This window comes from Prevotella herbatica, assembly GCF_017347605.1.
Classification (GTDB): domain Bacteria; phylum Bacteroidota; class Bacteroidia; order Bacteroidales; family Bacteroidaceae; genus Prevotella; species Prevotella herbatica.
In genome coordinates this window covers 2,813,003-2,828,703 of sequence record NZ_AP024484.1, presented here as the reverse complement: position 1 = coordinate 2,828,703, position 15,701 = coordinate 2,813,003, and the positions used below count along the sequence as shown (strand labels likewise).

Genomic DNA, 15,701 nt, shown 5'->3' with positions numbered 1-15,701 from the left:
TTCGTGAATTTTCTGGTTGTATGCGATAAATAAACTTTTATCAGAAGCTGACCGTGTACCCAAGACTTAAAGCAAATTGAGTACTAGTTTCTAAGCATTCATAATCACGGATACCATATTCTGTCTTGAATATCAGATTCGGAATAGGGACTATATTCATTCCTAGAGTATATTTTTTTGTGTTATTCAAAAACTTACTACATACATAGTCATAACGTAAGAAAGGAATTATTTGAGAATGGAATTTTGAATCATCGCTATTAAACATGAGGTCATATCCACATTCACACCCAAAAGATTTACCGTTACCGACACTGCAATATATCATTGAACCGTCTAATAAAAAACCATTAACAGAATAATCCATATCAAGCGAAAGATAATTCAAAGATGCACATGAATATTGTTCTGAGGTTTCCCTACCTATCATTCCATGACATCTTTTTCCTATATACCCACTAAAGCCCAATCTTAAAGATTTAGCAACACGATAATCTGCTCGAGCCGCTAATCCCAGCACCTCAAATGTATTAAGATAAGAAGTCGCTGTTACAGAATATGCCAACCTTTTATATTCACCAAATAAAGATATTCCAGATTCATGCCACACCATTGGAAGTATGTCTGCTTCACTCTCTGGATCATCTATCGTAAGCGCAGGTCCTCTACTATTTGTCATACCTACAGGAATGCCAACTATACCAGCTTTTACATTTAACGCCTCCGTAAAACTTTTAGTAACGTATAAAGTATTAGTGCAAAATTCGTTGTCTAAATTATGACTCCATTCATGATTCTCATACAAATGTTCATACTCAAATTCGGATGTCACAGACCATCCATTTAAAAGACTTAACCTACCTCCTATTATTATATGGGGGCAACTCAAAGATGCCTGTTCATTACCCATACAATTTGGACCAAAACGAACTTCCATATTTGCTACACCAGTAAAAACAACAGGACGCAATGAATCATTTTGAGCAAAAATATCATTACCACAATATAATAAAATAACTAAAAAAGCGAACCTTACTTGTGCCATAAATTATTAAATTCTTTACAGCTGCAAAGTTAACTACAAAATCAAGTGATTTGCAATACCCAAAAATTGTGATTTAAACAAAAAAAATCCTCCCACAATAATGAGGGAGGATTAATATATTAATATAAACTTCTTTTATTTCGCGTATGCTACAGAACGAGTTTCACGAATAACTGTAATCTTAACCTGTCCAGGATAAGTCATTTCATTCTGGATCTTAGTTGCGATTTCATCACTCAACTTAAGACTTTCGTCATCATTCATCTTATCTGCGCCAACAATGACACGAAGTTCACGACCAGCCTGTATAGCATAAGTCTTAGTAACTCCAGGATAACTCATTGCAATAGCCTCCAAATCGTTAAGACGCTTGATATAAGCCTCTACAATTTCACGACGAGCACCAGGACGAGCACCAGAAATAGCATCACAAACCTGAACTATAGGAGCAAGCAATGTTGTCATTTCCTCTTCATCATGGTGAGCTCCAATAGCATTACAAATATCTGGTTTCTCCTTATATTTCTCAGCTATCTTAGCACCATACAATGCGTGTGGCAATTCACTCTCCTCATCTGGCACCTTACCAATATCATGAAGTAATCCAGCACGTTTTGCTTTCTTTGGATTAAGTCCTAGCTCACTTGCCATTACTGCACAAAGATTGGCAGTCTCACGAGCATGTTGCAACAAGTTCTGTCCATAACTTGAACGATATTTCATCTTACCGATAATACGGATAAGTTCTGGATGCAAACCATGAATACCAAGGTCTATAGCAGTACGCTTACCAGTTTCGATAACTTCATTTTCAAGTTGCTTCTTAACTTTAGTGACAACCTCTTCAATACGTGCAGGATGAATACGACCATCAGCAACAAGTTGATGAAGAGCAAGACGACATATCTCACGACGAATAGGATCAAATGCACTTATTACAATTGCCTCAGGAGTATCATCTACAACGATTTCTACACCTGTTGCTGCTTCAAGAGCACGAATATTTCTACCTTCACGGCCAATAATACGACCCTTAACCTCATCATTTTCTATATGGAAGACACTTACAGAGTTTTCTATAGCTGCTTCAGTAGCAACTCTCTGTATTGTCTGAATTACGACTTTCTTAGCTTGTTGGTTAGCATTTAGCTTGGCATCGTCAATTATCTCATTAATATAACTTGCAGCATCAAGTTTTGCTTGGTCTTTAAGACTCTCAACAAGTCTACTCTTAGCCTCATCAGCACTAAGTCCAGAAAGTTCTTCTAACTTAGCCTGTTCCTGCTTCTGCATTTTCTCAAGCTCTTGCTGCTTAACTGACAACAATTTCTTTTCATTGTCAATTCTCTGCTGTCCAAGTTCTACTTCTGACTTTCTTCTTCCAATTTCTTCCTGACGCTGATTTAGTGAAATCTCACGCTGCTTCAAGCGATTTTCACTCTGTTGGATCTTCATATTGCGCTGCTGAACTTCTTTCTCTAGTTCACTCTTCTTATTAAGAAATTTCTCCTTAACTTCCAAGAGCTTCTTTTCTTTTAGAACTTCAGCTTCCTTAGCGGCAGCATCAACCATTTCTTTATATTTTCCCTTTATAACATAACGGAAAAAAGCATAGCCAACTGCACCTCCTATAAAGAGTGCGACTAATGCAATTATTATTGATTCTATCATAGTTTTATGTAATTAATAATATTCTTTCTTACTTCAATACATCTTCGATTTCTGAAGTCAACTTTCCAAGAATATCACTATAAGGTCCTGTATCATTACGTGTAGATTCTTTTTCATATCTAAGCGCAATATCAATAAGGGCCATGTACAATAAATCCTTGTCACTCTTACGTCCTTTAAAAACGTCTGCATAAGTATTTACTGTATCTGTTATAAGTTTAGCTGCGTCACGATACATTTTCTCTTCTTCGCGAACAATGTTCACGGACATTTCTGTATCATATACGTGTAATCTTATATGTAACTTGTTTTTGTTGTCTTCAGCCATCGCTTCTGTCATTTTTCACTCAGTAGCGTTATACACTTGTTTACGTCTCGGATTAGCTTCTGCAATCGTTTCTGAGCGTTTTCCATATCGCCGTCTGTAATTTCCAGCATCTTAGCCATCTTCAAACTGTTGTAATCATTTTGCGCCTGAGTAATCTGAGCTTTCAGCTTTTCCACCTGCTTATCTTTCTCATCTACCATAGAATATAATTCAGCATTTTCTTTCCTCAATTCCTTGTATTGAAGAATCATCTGCCTCACTCTGGTAGAAAAAAGGGTTAAAGTATCCTCAGTAGCGGTCATAAATATACAATTTGGTTACAAATTTAGTTTAATAAATTGAAATATCCAAATTTTACTTAAAGTTTTTGTTTAATCATAAACAAAACATCAATTTAAAGTTTCAATTGAATATCAACTAAAAAACTATTCTATTTCTTTGTTTCTGTATCAGGCTTAGGTTCTTTCTTTGCTAACATTACAACATTAAACACAAATTCAGTGATCCATTTTTGGCTGAAACCTAAACGTTTTTCATATTGTCTTATTGCCATAACAGCTTTTATCACACTAGGATCGCTATAATCATTTTTCACAAACAAATTTTTCACAGTCTTTTCTGTCATGGAATAAAGTAATTTTTTCATGAAAGAAGGAAGTCTCAATTTAAATTTCATCAAGTTTCCCATGAGCATCATAAGATCCTGAGAGAATCCTTGAAACTGAATCATATAAGGTTGTACATCCTGTAGTTTATGACAATTTTTGCGAATACTCAAATCTATTTCCTTAAAGAATTCGTCTTTAAGTCCATAAATTTCTTTCATCATTTTTTTACAATGATTTTTTTCACCTAATCCCAATTTATTATTTAATGTTGGAACATGAAGTGTTGCTTTAAAGGTTCTTAAATCTGGCAACATTCCAAGATTATTTATACCAAGATTGGCTGCTAATGAGGCTTGAAAATAAACTCTGATGAGTGTCATAAAGTCTTCCATTCCGCCAACTTTCACTTCTTTATCTTTTTTACTAAATAGTTTAGAAAATATTTCCATAACGTTTTTTCAATAATACTTTTTCTTAAAATAGTTTACGTTTGTGCAAAGATAGATATTTTTATCCAATAAACCTAATTTTTTAAAGCTAATAACAAAGACAGAAACATTATTGAAAAAAAGGATAGCATGGATGAATGTTTTTATTATTATTTTTACTACCTTTGCGACATAATCAGTATTTTGGTGATCTGATACAAACCTATAGAGAAAAGACATTCAAATGAGACAGAACTTAAGTGGGAATGATCTTGCGAGGAAACTGGTAATTATTAGTGATTTCGTGATTATTAATATTATATTATTATGTTACATTTTACTAACTCCAGATTTCGTTCCAGGGTACTTCCATAGCGCAACAAAAATAACCATTCTAACAGCTAATTTTGCAATGGCAATTGGTCAATATTTTTTTCAGACCAAAATCCATTATCGCAAAATCAGTTTTGAAGAAATATCCACAAGAGTTGCAAAACTAGTGCTAACGCACGTTGCGTCAATGGTTATATTATTGAGTTTTCTTAGCGATACTCCTAAATATTTTCAATTTGCAATCATCTATGGGATATCCGCTTACTTAACCATAATGCTAGCTCGCTTTTTTGAAAGAAAATTATTAAGACATTTTCGACAGTTGGGTAGGAATACCAGAAGTGTAATAATGATAGGTAATGACCCTGCTTTGGTAAACATGTATAACACCATGATTGGAGATCCAACAACTGGCTATCGTGTAAAAGGATATTACAGCAACAAAATTATAACTAATAATCCACAAAACCTAAATTATCTTGGTGACATGAAAGCCCTATACCATAATATGGAGAATAGTCCTGATACATCAATAGACGATGTATTCTGTAGTCTAAGCCACGACCATAATGATGAAATTGCACAAATAATGAAATTTTGTGACGCACACTTAATACGTTTCTATTATATTCCACGTATGTTTGGTAACTATAGATTAAGACTAAAGCCTGAAATGATGGGAGAAACTTTGACGTATACTAATCATTTAGAGCCTCTTTCATGTACAACAAATAAGTTAATCAAGAGATTGTTTGACGTAACAATAAGTATTTTTTGCTGTATTTGCCTGATTCCAATAATACCAATTATTGCTTTGATAATAAAAATTCAAAGTCCTGGTCCAATTTTCTTCAAGCAAGAACGTACAGGATTTGAGGGAAAAACTTTCAACTGCTACAAGTTCCGCAGCATGCATGTAAATAAAGACGCTGATACAGCACAAGCAACGAAGGACGATCCAAGAAAATTTGCTTTTGGAAATTTTATGAGGAAAACCAATATTGATGAGCTTCCGCAATTCTGGAATGTATTGAAGGGGGACATGAGTATAGTTGGACCACGACCTCACATGCTACACCATACACAGATATACAGCGAGCTGATTGACAAATATATGGTTCGCCATTTCTGTAAACCAGGAATAACTGGTTGGGCTCAGGTTACTGGTTTCCGTGGAGAGACAAAGGAACTTTGGCAAATGGAAGAAAGAGTTGAAAGAGACATCTGGTATATTGAGCACTGGACATTTATGCTTGACATTAAAATTATTTACAAGACAATTAAGAGTGTCATTATACCAGACAAGTGTGCATATTAATAAATAAAGACAAATATAAATGAAAGGAATTGTTTTAGCTGGTGGTTCTGGCACGCGCCTCTACCCTATCACAAAAGGCATAAGCAAACAACTTATACCGATTTTCGACAAACCGATGATATACTATCCAATTTCAGTATTAATGCTTGCTGGAATAAAGGATATATTGATAATATCTACACCTTTTGATCTTCCGGGATTCAAACGTCTACTTGGTGACGGGAAAGATATCGGAGTGAATTTTCAATATGCCGAACAACCTAGTCCTGACGGATTAGCACAAGCCTTTATTATTGGTGAGGAATTTATTGGAAATGATTCTGTTTGTCTTGTATTAGGTGACAATATATTCCATGGTGCTGGTTTTAGTAGTATTTTGAAAGAATGTGTCGCTGATGCAGAAATAAACAATCAGGCTAGCGTATTTGGATATTACGTTAATGATCCGGAAAGATATGGTGTAGCTGAATTCGACGAGAAAGGCAACTGTCTTAGTATCGAGGAAAAGCCTGAAAATCCTAAGAGCAACTATGCTGTTGTAGGACTATATTTTTATCCAAACAGTGTTGTTGATATAGCTAAGAACATCAAACCCAGTGAAAGAGGCGAGCTAGAGATTACAACGGTTAATCAGGAATACCTCAATCGCAAGAGTTTGAAAGTACAACCTCTTCAACGCGGTTTTGCATGGCTAGACACAGGCACTCATGATAGCTTGTCCGAAGCAAGCACATTTATTGAGGTTATAGAGAAGCGTCAAGGACTGAAAGTAGCATGTCTTGAAGAAATAGCTTACCGACAAGGTTGGATTGATATCCAGCAACTAATAGATGATGCTAAGCCTATGCTAAAAAATGAATATGGCAAATACTTGATGGAGATCGCCAGCAATAAATGATCACAGTAAAATATATAATAAATGCAGTTAATGTAACATGATTATTTTATGATAGCATTAACTGCATTATTTCTTTTATGATGCCTCCGCACCATCTTCAGCATCAGGAATTATATCTGGGGTGAAATTAATAACATCTTGTTTAGAAGGGTTTATTGATGAACTCATCAATAATGAATTCTCTATAATTCTAATATTTTTTATTTTAGGTTTTATATAGTTTTTCTTCATTTTAGTTATTAATTATTTTAAATAATCCATAGCTTATTTCATTATCTTTCTTCCATTAATAATGTAAATTCCGTGTTGGAGTTGTCTATCGTCGCAGTTCATCTTCACACCATTCAGACTGTAAATTCCATTTTTCATCTGACTATCAGCATACGGAGTATTTATCATAGTAACTTCACCGTCGTCATATATTAATTTCATTAATGTGTTATCAAGTTGCTCGTTATCAGAAGTAAAATACCATCTAAAGGGATATATATAAACATGCTCCGTATTACAGCATTTGGAGATATGATCACCCTGAAAGATATACGAATCTTTCATTCCTATATTCTCACTTTTATATAATCCGTGAATAGTAAGTTTACCTACATTATAAAGACATTCCCCTTCACCACTAAAATCCAGCTGTACATTATTGATTACATATCCATTTGAATTGAACGTTCCTTTAATTAAATAAGGTGTATTGGCTTTAATAATATCATCATCGCCCAATTCAGTGAATATAATATTATAATCTTCATAATCAGTTGGAAGATATACATGAGCATTGGCACCTAAAACATTTTTATAATCAGGTATATCAAAAGGAACAACAAACGTGTTGATTTCATTGTCATTCAATGTTCTAGCCAATTTAATACTAACGACAACAGGACTTATTTTTTCTAAATCTCTATTTTCATCCACAAGAATTACAGGATCATCCATTCTGCAGATCTGCACATTTAAACTTCGTTTTAAAGTAGGTGGATAAAAAGTATAATAGGTATTGCCATAATACACAAGGTCCTTACCACCAACATTTATTTTCATATCATCACCGAAGCCTATAAATTTCACATAACAAGAACTATCAAAAGTCTTCTTAAGGTATGTATAAGAATTATTATAATCGTTTGGTGAAGAACTTAAAAATCTACTACCGAAGTTTAAGTTCATAAGTCCCCATTGATCATTGATTTTGCACAATTTCCATAAATTACTGTAACCTATAGACTTATTTTCAGTTATGCTTAATTCATCAATTCGCTTAAACTGATAAATTGAATCATCATCAATTACATGCCAGCCGTCTAGCGTATAGCATACATTTTCGTCAGAGTTAAATCCACGTATAATATATATATTTCCGTCAACGAGTTCTGTTTCGCTATTAATTATTTGAATACCGCTTGATTCCGCAAAACAATTAAGTGATAGTAAAATTAAGAATAGTAGTAATTTTAGTCCATGTTTCATAATTATTATAATATCTTTATTCTAAAGCCATACAGCACCATTTAGTTACCTTCAGCAATACGGCCATTCCTGGTACATCCTTCAATAAGTAGTAGTTTTTATTAGATCTAACAAGCTTACCAGAAAGTCCCTGCAATGGACCTCTTTTCACCCTTACCAGGGTACCAGTCTTTAGGTGTGCTTGCTCTTCACTAATAAACTTTTTAAGTAGTATATCAGGATTGCACATCATCATAAACTCATCCATTTGTCTTACAGGTATTTCACAATACCTCTTGTCAATCTTACTTACCGTAATGATACTCATCTTAATGTTTGAAGAGCTTATTATTTTTTTGATAATGGCATCATCTTTTGTTTTTTTGAGAAATATAAGGTTTTTCACTACAGGACGCAAAATATGCTTTACCTTGTGCTCTTTATCTTCTTCATCAACATACTCCAGAGGAATAAATGTCTCAAGACCGTTATCAGCTAAATATTCCTCAACCTTTTTCTGAGTGAAACCATATAATTTTATTGCATACCAAGGATAACGATGCTGTTCGTCTTCACCAACAGCATCAATCTGCGCATTAATATCTTCCATCTTGGTAGATTCAATATTTTTATCTTTGTCCATGGTATGCAATAAAAAAAATTAGAATTCACTAGTGAAATGGAACCTTATATGTTTAAAGTCTTGCTGTGCCATACTAAGCACATAACCACTATCAGCCAAAAATACATCTCTACCTTCTGTATCCTTAGCCATATACTGATATTTTCTCTTTTTAAAATTGTCCAGTTCTTCAGCATCATCAGACTCAACCCAACAAGCCTTGTGCAAATGTACAGGTTCCCAACGACATTTTGCATTATATTCATGTTCCAAACGATACTCAATAACCTCGAATTGCAACTGTCCTACAGTGCCAACTACACGTCTGCCGTTAAACTGATTTACAAACAACTGAGCTACACCTTCATCCATAAGTTGCTCAATACCTTTCTGAAATTGCTTACTCTTCATCGGGTCATTATTCTCGATGTATTTAAACAATAACGGAGAGAAACTTGGCAATCCACGGAAATGTAATATTTCGCCTTCAGTAAGTGTATCTCCAATCTTGAAAATACCATTATCTGGCAAACCAACAATGTCACCAGGATAAGCCTCTTCAACAGTATTCTTGCGTTGAGCCATGAACTGCGTAGGAGAAGAGAATCTTACAGTCTTACCTTGGCGTACGTGCAGATATGGCTGATTTCTAACAAACTTTCCAGAGCATACTTTACAGAATGCTATACAACTTCTATGATTTGGATCAATATTGGCAGTAATCTTGAATATGAATCCAGTAAACTTAGGTTCGGTAGCTTCAACCATTCTCTCTTCAGCCTTTGTTGGGCGAGGACTTGGAGCGATATCAACAAAGCAGTCAAGTAATTCCTGAACACCGAAATTATTAAGTGCAGATCCAAAGAATACAGGTGCCACTTCAGCGCTTCTGTAAGTTTCTTTATCGAATTCAGGATAAACACCGTCAACCAATTCCAAATCTTCACGAAGCTGTTGCGCCTCACGCTCACCTACTTGTGCGTCAAGTTCTTTTGATGCTACGTCAACAGCTATCTTTTCTGTAACTCGCTGTTTATTTGGAGTAAACAAGTTCAGCTGTTGCTCATAAATATTATATACGCCCTTAAAGCGTAGTCCCTGACCGATAGGCCATGACAAAGGGCGAACCTTTATACTCAGTTCTTCTTCAAGTTCATCAAGCAAATCAAAAGGATCACGACCTTCACGATCCATCTTGTTAATGAATATAATAACAGGAGTATTGCGCATACGGCATACTTCCATTAATTTTCTTGTCTGTGCCTCTACTCCTTTAGCGCCGTCAACTACGATAATAGCAGAATCAACCGCAGTAAGAGTTCTATATGTATCTTCTGCGAAATCCTGGTGTCCTGGAGTATCAAGGATATTCACCTTATAGGTTTCACCGGTCTCACCATCAGGAAGATAGTCAAACTCCATTACAGAAGTTGAAACAGAGATACCACGCTGTTTCTCTATATCCATCCAGTCAGAAGTAGCAGTTTTGCGAATCTTATTATTCTTTACCGCTCCTGCAACCTGAATCTGTCCACCAAACAGAAGAAATTTTTCGGTAAGAGTTGTCTTACCGGCATCTGGGTGAGATATTATGGCGAAAGTTCTTCGCCTTTGAATTTCATTCATGAATAAAATCTAATATATAATTTTTAAATACAGACCGACAACATGATTCCTAACATCATGCCTTAAGCATATTGCTAATACATTTCTTCAAACTGTCAGTCCAATAAGGTATCTTTATACCAAAGGTTTCCTTTAGCTTAGTTTTGTCAAGAACAGAATAAGAAGGGCGTTTAACAGGAGAAGGAAATTCATCACTGTGACATGGTTGTATGTCGCATTTCGTGTTTCCTGCCAACTCTGCTATTTTTATAGTGAAGTCATACCAAGAGCATACTCCTTCATTACTAAAATGATATATACCATCATTACCCTCATACTTTCTGTTTTCAACAATATCGAATATCACTGAAGCCAGATCCCCTGCATACGTAGGCGTACCACACTGGTCAAATACCACCTTCAGTTCAGACTTAGTAGAAGTAAGGTTCATCATTGTTTTAACAAAGTTTCTACCAAACTCTGAGTAAAGCCAAGAAGTGCGTATAATAATATATTTTGCTCCGCTGTTCTGTATGTTCTGCTCGCCATGAAGTTTTGTCAAACCATATACACCTGTAGGAGTACCCTTTTGGTCTTCCTTACAAGGAACGTTGTATGGGTCACCGCCAAATACATAGTCTGTACTGACGTGAACAAGCAGTCCACCAACTTCCTTCATAGCAATTGCTAAATTTTCAGGAGCCTTGGCATTAAGCGTTTCCACGATTTCGCCTGCACTTTCAGCAGAATCTACGTTGGTCCATGCAGCACAGTTAATGATACATTCGATACTGTTTTCGGCTACAGCTTTTCTGATATCCTCAATATTCGTGATATCCAATTTGCAATATCCATCACAAACATCAGTGAATATATAACTATCCTTACTGTTTTTTGATGTGAGCTGAATTTCATTTCCCAACTGTCCGTTGGCTCCTGTTACTAAAATATTCATTTTTTCTATATTAACTTATAGCATGCCGCCTCGCCCAACACGAGAAACAGACGCGCTGCATGTTAAATATTATGTTCTATTCGTCTTCTCCGAAATCAAGGCCTTCTTTTTCATCCTTGATATAATAATCGCTGAGTAATCCAATAAAGGTCGAAATTTCCTTTATTGCATGTTCTGTTTCAGGAGTTATCTCTTTCTTCTGAATACGCAGCAGCATAATGCCATAAAGTACGTCAAGACATGTTTCTATCTCGTTCACATCTTTATCACCCCTATTGCGCAGTTCTACAATAAATGGCAACACTTTATAGTATTCTGCACTATAAATCGGAAACTTATTACTTTGAAGCATCCTGCTGTGCAAGTCAGCCATATCCTTTACAACAATAGTATTGATGTTCAGATGTCCCTGTTCACGCTTGCCTTCCTCATTAAGCATCCTTACCAGATTACCAAACCAATCCAGCTCTTCCTCTTTCTGCTCTTCTGTATAATCAGTAAACTTACTTACATAAGCCTTTTTTATGAGAGGAAGCGAGCATCCCATAGCTCGTATCATATCCTCTACCTGCCACATATAGAGCAAGTATTCGGCAATGGATGTCTTTCTTAATTCCTTAGCTATAAACATGTCGTAAAATTATTATGTTATCCGATACGTCGGCATTAAGCCAACTCAGGGAGATGATATAAATTAAAAATCGTTCCGATAAGAGCGATTAGAGAGAATATTATTACCACACTTCCAATAATCTTGTTAATTATTAGAATACCGTTATCGTCAAACTTAGATCTCACCTTGTCTACAAGCCAAGTCAGTCCATACCACCATAGCAAAGCACCAAAGATAACGCTAGAATATCCTATGCACATCTCTACAGGATGATCTGGAATAACAAAAGAGAACAATGCAAACAGCATCATAAAGAACGGCACAATAAGCACGTTAGAGAAAGTAACGAAGAATGCTGTTATAGCATTATGAAGCAACGATCCTCTACCGGCTCCACCACCTGGATGTGCTTTCTGCATAGGATTACTACGGTAACTGTATATACCAAAAGCAAGCAACAGTATTCCGCCAAAAATCTGCAAATAAAATTTTGTCTGCTGATTACTTACGATATCCATTACAAAACTCATTCCCACACCTGTGAGAACTGCATAGATAAGGTCGCTTACCGCTGCACCTAATCCAGTTACAAAACCATACCAACGTCCTTTTTTGAGGGTACGATTTATACATAAGATACCTACTGGTCCCATTGGGGCCGACGCAAGTATGCCAATCAGGATACCCTTTAAAATGAGTTCCAATATATTTATTTGAAAAGGAAATGACATGCCCATATTAGCCTGCAAAGTTACTGCAAAGCATTGAATTTTCCAAAAAAAAGCCGTTATATTTTATTTCACATTATATTCATCATCTGTTTTCTTGGTAGATAACAACTGATTAAATACAAAAAAGTGTGAATAAATATATTATCCACACTTTTGTATATATTATATAATAAGTCTATTTTTCTGATAGTTCCCAGCCAATTGCACTGGCACCGAGAACTGCTGCGCTTGAACCTTCCAGACCACTGATAAGGAATTTTGCCTTATCCTTGAAAACCTTCAAAACATGATCATTATAACTCTTCACCAATGGTTTCATAAGTAAGTCACCAGACTTTGTAAGTCCACCAAAGAATATAAATGCCTCAGGACTAGAGAATACTGCGAAGTTGGCACAAGCCTCTCCTAGCAACTCACCAGTAAACTCATATACTCTATTGGCCAACTTGTCGCCTTTTGATGCAGCAATACTTACATCCAGAGAAGTGATATCTTCAGCCTTCAGAGCTCTCAACAAAGAGTCATCATCTGTCTTTTCAAGAAATTCACGAGCTGTCCTTGCCACGCCTGTTGCAGAGCAATAAGCCTCCAAACATCCCTTTCTTCCACAACCGCATAAACGCCCGTCAGGGCGCATTGTTGTATGACCAAGTTCACCAGCAAAGCCATCACAACCATAAACCATCTGTCCATTGATCACAATACCAGAGCCTACACCAGTGCCAAGAGTGATAACGATAAAATTCTTCAATCCTCTTGCTACACCGTAAGTCATCTCGCCGATTGCTGCGGCATTAGCGTCGTTTGTAAGACCTACAGGAATATTATTAAGTTTCTTGCTAAACAATTCTGCCAATGGAACGATGCCGTTATGTCCCCATGAAAGATTTGGAGCGAATTCTATGGTACCCTTGTAGTAGTTACCATTTGGAGCACCGATACCCATTGCCTTGATTTTGTCAAGTCCACCTACCTGATCAATGATAATCATCAATGCGTCGATAGAGGCATTCACATAATCTTCGACCTTATCATATCCCTGTGTTTTTATAGCTATTTGAGCCTTTATTTCACCACGAGAATCCACAATTCCAAATACAGAATTGGTTCCTCCAAGATCTAAACCGATTACATACGGTTTCATGGTTTCATTTGAATTCATGTTTTTCTATTTAATTGTTAGTTATTTAATGCATTTGGTCAGTCTCGCAATCAATATTAATCAGTCATAAAACTATATGATTGCACCCGTGCAAAGATATTGATTTTATAGCATACACGCAAATTTTTCAATGAGAATAATTACTGAAAATTATTCTGCACTGAAATCCGCTACCATGTGGCGATACATACTATACATACGAGTTCGTGACACATAACCTTCAAGTTGACCATTTACATTTACAACAGGAAGATAGTTACAGTTCGTCTTTTCAAACTTGTGCATCACGTCTATCATTTTGTCCTCTCTAACAAGAGTTGCAGGAGCTGGTGTCATAATGTCTTTCACAGTAAATCTGGTATACAGTTCATTACGAAACATTATATGTCGTATCTTGGTGATATCAATCTCTCCAAGCAAATCACCCGCTTTATCAAGAACAGGTAGAAAACTTGTATGACTCTTACTTATGTAGTTTATCAGCTGTCCCAGCTGCATATCAGGAGTTACAGAAGTAAATTGTCTGTCAATGATACTGTCAAGACTCATCAATGTCAAAATAGACTGATCAGTATGGTGCGTGAGCAATTTTCCTTCACGCGCCAGTCGCATACCATAAATACTGTGAGGTTCAAATATATTTATCGTTAGATATGCACTGATACACACGATCATCAACGGAATAAACAACTCATATCCACCGGTGAGTTCAGCTATAAGGAATATTCCTGTAAGGGGTGCTTGCATCACTCCAGCCATCACTCCAGCCATCCCCATTAAAGCGAAATTCTTTTCTGGTATATATGTTCCAATTTGATACATATTCCATAGACGAGCGAAGAAGAACCCCGCAAAACCTCCGATAAAAAGAGCAGGGGCGAATGTTCCTCCACAACCTCCTGCGCCATTAGTAGCTGATGTAGCAAATACCTTTGTCAGTACAACCAGTCCAATATATAGCACAAGCAATTCACTATGACCATAGAATAGAGAACCGTTCATCACCTTCCCCCAATCAGCGATTGTACTCCCATCAAGCAGCACATTCACAGCGCTGTAACCTTCACCATACAATGACGGAAATAAGAAGATAAGACTACTAAGCACCACACCACCCAAAATAAGTTTCACATAAGTATGGTTCTTCAAACTAGCAAACACGTTTTCACATGCTGTCATGGTCCTCATAAAATATAATCCCACGACACCACAGAATATGCCTAGCAAAATACATGGCGGAACACGTCCTATCACCCATGCATTGTCCATGTGAAAAGTGAACAATGATTCACTGCCAGCAAATATATAGGTAAAGCATGTTGCTGTGACACTTGATATAAGTATAGGCAGCAACGAAGCCATCGTTAGGTCCAACATCAGCACTTCCAGTGTAAAAACCAGTCCTGCTATTGGAGCCTTGAATATACCAGCAATGGCAGCAGAAGCACCACATCCCACAAGCAGCATTACCGTTCTAGGATCCATCTTAAACATTTTGCCAAGATTACTTCCTATTGCTGAACCTGTCAGCACAATAGGTGCCTCACCACCTACCGAACCACCAAATCCAATCGTTATACTTGATGCTATTACCGACGTCCAACAGTTGTGACCTCTAAGTTTTGAACTCTTTGTAGCAATAGCATAAAGCACTCGTGTGATACCATGTGAAATATTGTCTTTAACAACATATCTCACAAAAAGTGATGTGAGATATATACCAACAATAGGAAACAGCAAGTAAAGCCAGTTGTATGTAGTGTGATCAAATCCTGCAGTTAGCAAACGCTGTATTTCTTTAACTATACTATGCAGGATAAAGCTAGCAACAGAAGCAAAGAAACCAATAACAAACGATAGGATTAGTGTCATCTGCCTGTCAGACAGATGTTCTTTTCTCCACTTCAATATTTTTTCTGTTTCCAAAAT

Annotated in this window: 16 protein-coding genes; 2 read left to right on the top strand and 14 right to left on the bottom strand. The window is 36.3% G+C overall.

Going from position 1 to position 15,701, the window contains the following annotated elements; translation table 11 throughout:
* Positions 1-40: 40 nt before the first annotated feature.
* The 5 genes from prwr041_RS10645 to prwr041_RS10625 all read right to left on the bottom strand — a co-directional run bounded on the left by prwr041_RS10645 (position 41) and on the right by prwr041_RS10625 (position 4,101).
* Positions 41-1,045 (bottom strand): hypothetical protein, encoded by a 1,005-nt coding sequence (locus prwr041_RS10645; protein ID WP_207153755.1) that lies wholly within the window; start codon positions 1,043-1,045, stop codon positions 41-43.
* Positions 1,046-1,180: 135 nt separating this feature from the next.
* The gene (gene rny, locus prwr041_RS10640; RefSeq protein WP_207153754.1) at positions 1,181-2,716 is read right to left on the bottom strand and encodes a ribonuclease Y; all 1,536 of its coding nucleotides are present in this window, start codon (positions 2,714-2,716) and stop codon (positions 1,181-1,183) included.
* Positions 2,717-2,744: 28 nt separating this feature from the next.
* Positions 2,745-3,044: a cell division protein ZapA gene (locus prwr041_RS10635; protein ID WP_207155665.1), complete on the bottom strand. Its 300-nt coding sequence runs from the start codon at positions 3,042-3,044 to the stop codon at positions 2,745-2,747.
* An 8-nt stretch (positions 3,045-3,052) separates the two neighbouring features.
* Complete coding sequence (locus tag prwr041_RS10630) at positions 3,053-3,346, bottom strand: hypothetical protein (RefSeq protein WP_207153753.1); 294 nt, start codon at positions 3,344-3,346, stop codon at positions 3,053-3,055.
* A 128-nt stretch (positions 3,347-3,474) separates the two neighbouring features.
* On the bottom strand, positions 3,475-4,101 hold the full coding sequence (locus prwr041_RS10625; RefSeq protein WP_207153752.1) for a hypothetical protein: 627 nt from the start codon (positions 4,099-4,101) through the stop codon (positions 3,475-3,477).
* Positions 4,102-4,324: 223 nt separating this feature from the next.
* Between prwr041_RS10625 and prwr041_RS10620 the strand changes: the two genes are divergently transcribed.
* Together prwr041_RS10620 and rfbA are read left to right on the top strand one after the other, a co-directional pair.
* Positions 4,325-5,731 (top strand): undecaprenyl-phosphate glucose phosphotransferase, encoded by a 1,407-nt coding sequence (locus prwr041_RS10620; protein ID WP_207153751.1) that lies wholly within the window; start codon positions 4,325-4,327, stop codon positions 5,729-5,731.
* Positions 5,732-5,750: 19 nt separating this feature from the next.
* Positions 5,751-6,629, top strand: a complete 879-nt coding sequence (gene rfbA / locus prwr041_RS10615; RefSeq protein WP_207153750.1) for a glucose-1-phosphate thymidylyltransferase RfbA — start codon at positions 5,751-5,753, stop codon at positions 6,627-6,629.
* A 75-nt stretch (positions 6,630-6,704) separates the two neighbouring features.
* Here the strand turns inward: rfbA and prwr041_RS10610 are convergent, their stop codons facing one another.
* From prwr041_RS10610 to prwr041_RS10570, 9 genes are all read right to left on the bottom strand, one after another.
* Positions 6,705-6,860 (bottom strand): hypothetical protein, encoded by a 156-nt coding sequence (locus tag prwr041_RS10610; protein ID WP_207153749.1) that lies wholly within the window; start codon positions 6,858-6,860, stop codon positions 6,705-6,707.
* Between the two features lie 33 nt (positions 6,861-6,893).
* Positions 6,894-8,105: a hypothetical protein gene (locus tag prwr041_RS10605; protein ID WP_207153748.1), complete on the bottom strand. Its 1,212-nt coding sequence runs from the start codon at positions 8,103-8,105 to the stop codon at positions 6,894-6,896.
* Positions 8,106-8,121: 16 nt separating this feature from the next.
* Positions 8,122-8,727 (bottom strand): UpxY family transcription antiterminator, encoded by a 606-nt coding sequence (locus tag prwr041_RS10600; RefSeq protein ID WP_207153747.1) that lies wholly within the window; start codon positions 8,725-8,727, stop codon positions 8,122-8,124.
* Positions 8,728-8,745: 18 nt separating this feature from the next.
* Positions 8,746-10,332, bottom strand: coding sequence for a peptide chain release factor 3 (locus prwr041_RS10595; protein ID WP_207153746.1), 1,587 nt, complete (start codon positions 10,330-10,332; stop codon positions 8,746-8,748).
* A 55-nt stretch (positions 10,333-10,387) separates the two neighbouring features.
* Positions 10,388-11,266 carry a dTDP-4-dehydrorhamnose reductase gene (gene rfbD / locus prwr041_RS10590; protein ID WP_207153745.1) on the bottom strand — a complete coding sequence of 293 codons (879 nt, stop codon included), beginning with the start codon at positions 11,264-11,266 and terminating at the stop codon, positions 10,388-10,390.
* Between the two features lie 76 nt (positions 11,267-11,342).
* A complete protein-coding gene (locus prwr041_RS10585) occupies positions 11,343-11,897 on the bottom strand; it encodes a DUF4924 family protein (RefSeq protein WP_207153744.1) in 555 nt (184 codons plus the stop codon).
* A 35-nt stretch (positions 11,898-11,932) separates the two neighbouring features.
* Complete coding sequence (locus prwr041_RS10580) at positions 11,933-12,616, bottom strand: LysE family translocator (protein WP_207153743.1); 684 nt, start codon at positions 12,614-12,616, stop codon at positions 11,933-11,935.
* A gap of 169 nt (positions 12,617-12,785) precedes the next feature.
* A complete protein-coding gene (locus prwr041_RS10575; RefSeq protein WP_207153742.1) occupies positions 12,786-13,772 on the bottom strand; it encodes an ROK family protein in 987 nt (328 codons plus the stop codon).
* A gap of 150 nt (positions 13,773-13,922) precedes the next feature.
* Positions 13,923-15,644 carry a chloride channel protein gene (locus tag prwr041_RS10570; protein WP_207155664.1) on the bottom strand — a complete coding sequence of 574 codons (1,722 nt, stop codon included), beginning with the start codon at positions 15,642-15,644 and terminating at the stop codon, positions 13,923-13,925.
* Between the last annotated feature and the right edge of the window lie 57 nt (positions 15,645-15,701).

What these genes read in the sequence shown, in the direction of transcription:
- rfbD (WP_207153745.1), bottom strand. Translation starts at nt 11,266, where the DNA reads ATGAATATTTTAGTAACAGGAGCCAACGGACAGTTGGGAAATGAAATT.
- prwr041_RS10600 (WP_207153747.1), bottom strand. Translation starts at nt 8,727, where the DNA reads ATGGACAAAGATAAAAATATTGAATCTACCAAGATGGAAGATATTAAT.
- prwr041_RS10625 (WP_207153752.1), bottom strand. Translation starts at nt 4,101, where the DNA reads ATGGAAATATTTTCTAAACTATTTAGTAAAAAAGATAAAGAAGTGAAA.
- prwr041_RS10605 (WP_207153748.1), bottom strand. Translation starts at nt 8,105, where the DNA reads ATGAAACATGGACTAAAATTACTACTATTCTTAATTTTACTATCACTT.
- prwr041_RS10630 (WP_207153753.1), bottom strand. Translation starts at nt 3,346, where the DNA reads ATGACCGCTACTGAGGATACTTTAACCCTTTTTTCTACCAGAGTGAGG.
- rfbA (WP_207153750.1), top strand. Translation starts at nt 5,751, where the DNA reads ATGAAAGGAATTGTTTTAGCTGGTGGTTCTGGCACGCGCCTCTACCCT.
- prwr041_RS10635 (WP_207155665.1), bottom strand. Translation starts at nt 3,044, where the DNA reads ATGGCTGAAGACAACAAAAACAAGTTACATATAAGATTACACGTATAT.
- prwr041_RS10585 (WP_207153744.1), bottom strand. Translation starts at nt 11,897, where the DNA reads ATGTTTATAGCTAAGGAATTAAGAAAGACATCCATTGCCGAATACTTG.
- prwr041_RS10620 (WP_207153751.1), top strand. Translation starts at nt 4,325, where the DNA reads ATGAGACAGAACTTAAGTGGGAATGATCTTGCGAGGAAACTGGTAATT.
- prwr041_RS10570 (WP_207155664.1), bottom strand. Translation starts at nt 15,644, where the DNA reads ATGACACTAATCCTATCGTTTGTTATTGGTTTCTTTGCTTCTGTTGCT.
- rny (WP_207153754.1), bottom strand. Translation starts at nt 2,716, where the DNA reads ATGATAGAATCAATAATAATTGCATTAGTCGCACTCTTTATAGGAGGT.
- prwr041_RS10575 (WP_207153742.1), bottom strand. Translation starts at nt 13,772, where the DNA reads ATGAATTCAAATGAAACCATGAAACCGTATGTAATCGGTTTAGATCTT.
- prwr041_RS10580 (WP_207153743.1), bottom strand. Translation starts at nt 12,616, where the DNA reads ATGGGCATGTCATTTCCTTTTCAAATAAATATATTGGAACTCATTTTA.
- prwr041_RS10645 (WP_207153755.1), bottom strand. Translation starts at nt 1,045, where the DNA reads ATGGCACAAGTAAGGTTCGCTTTTTTAGTTATTTTATTATATTGTGGT.
- prwr041_RS10595 (WP_207153746.1), bottom strand. Translation starts at nt 10,332, where the DNA reads ATGAATGAAATTCAAAGGCGAAGAACTTTCGCCATAATATCTCACCCA.
- prwr041_RS10610 (WP_207153749.1), bottom strand. Translation starts at nt 6,860, where the DNA reads ATGAAGAAAAACTATATAAAACCTAAAATAAAAAATATTAGAATTATA.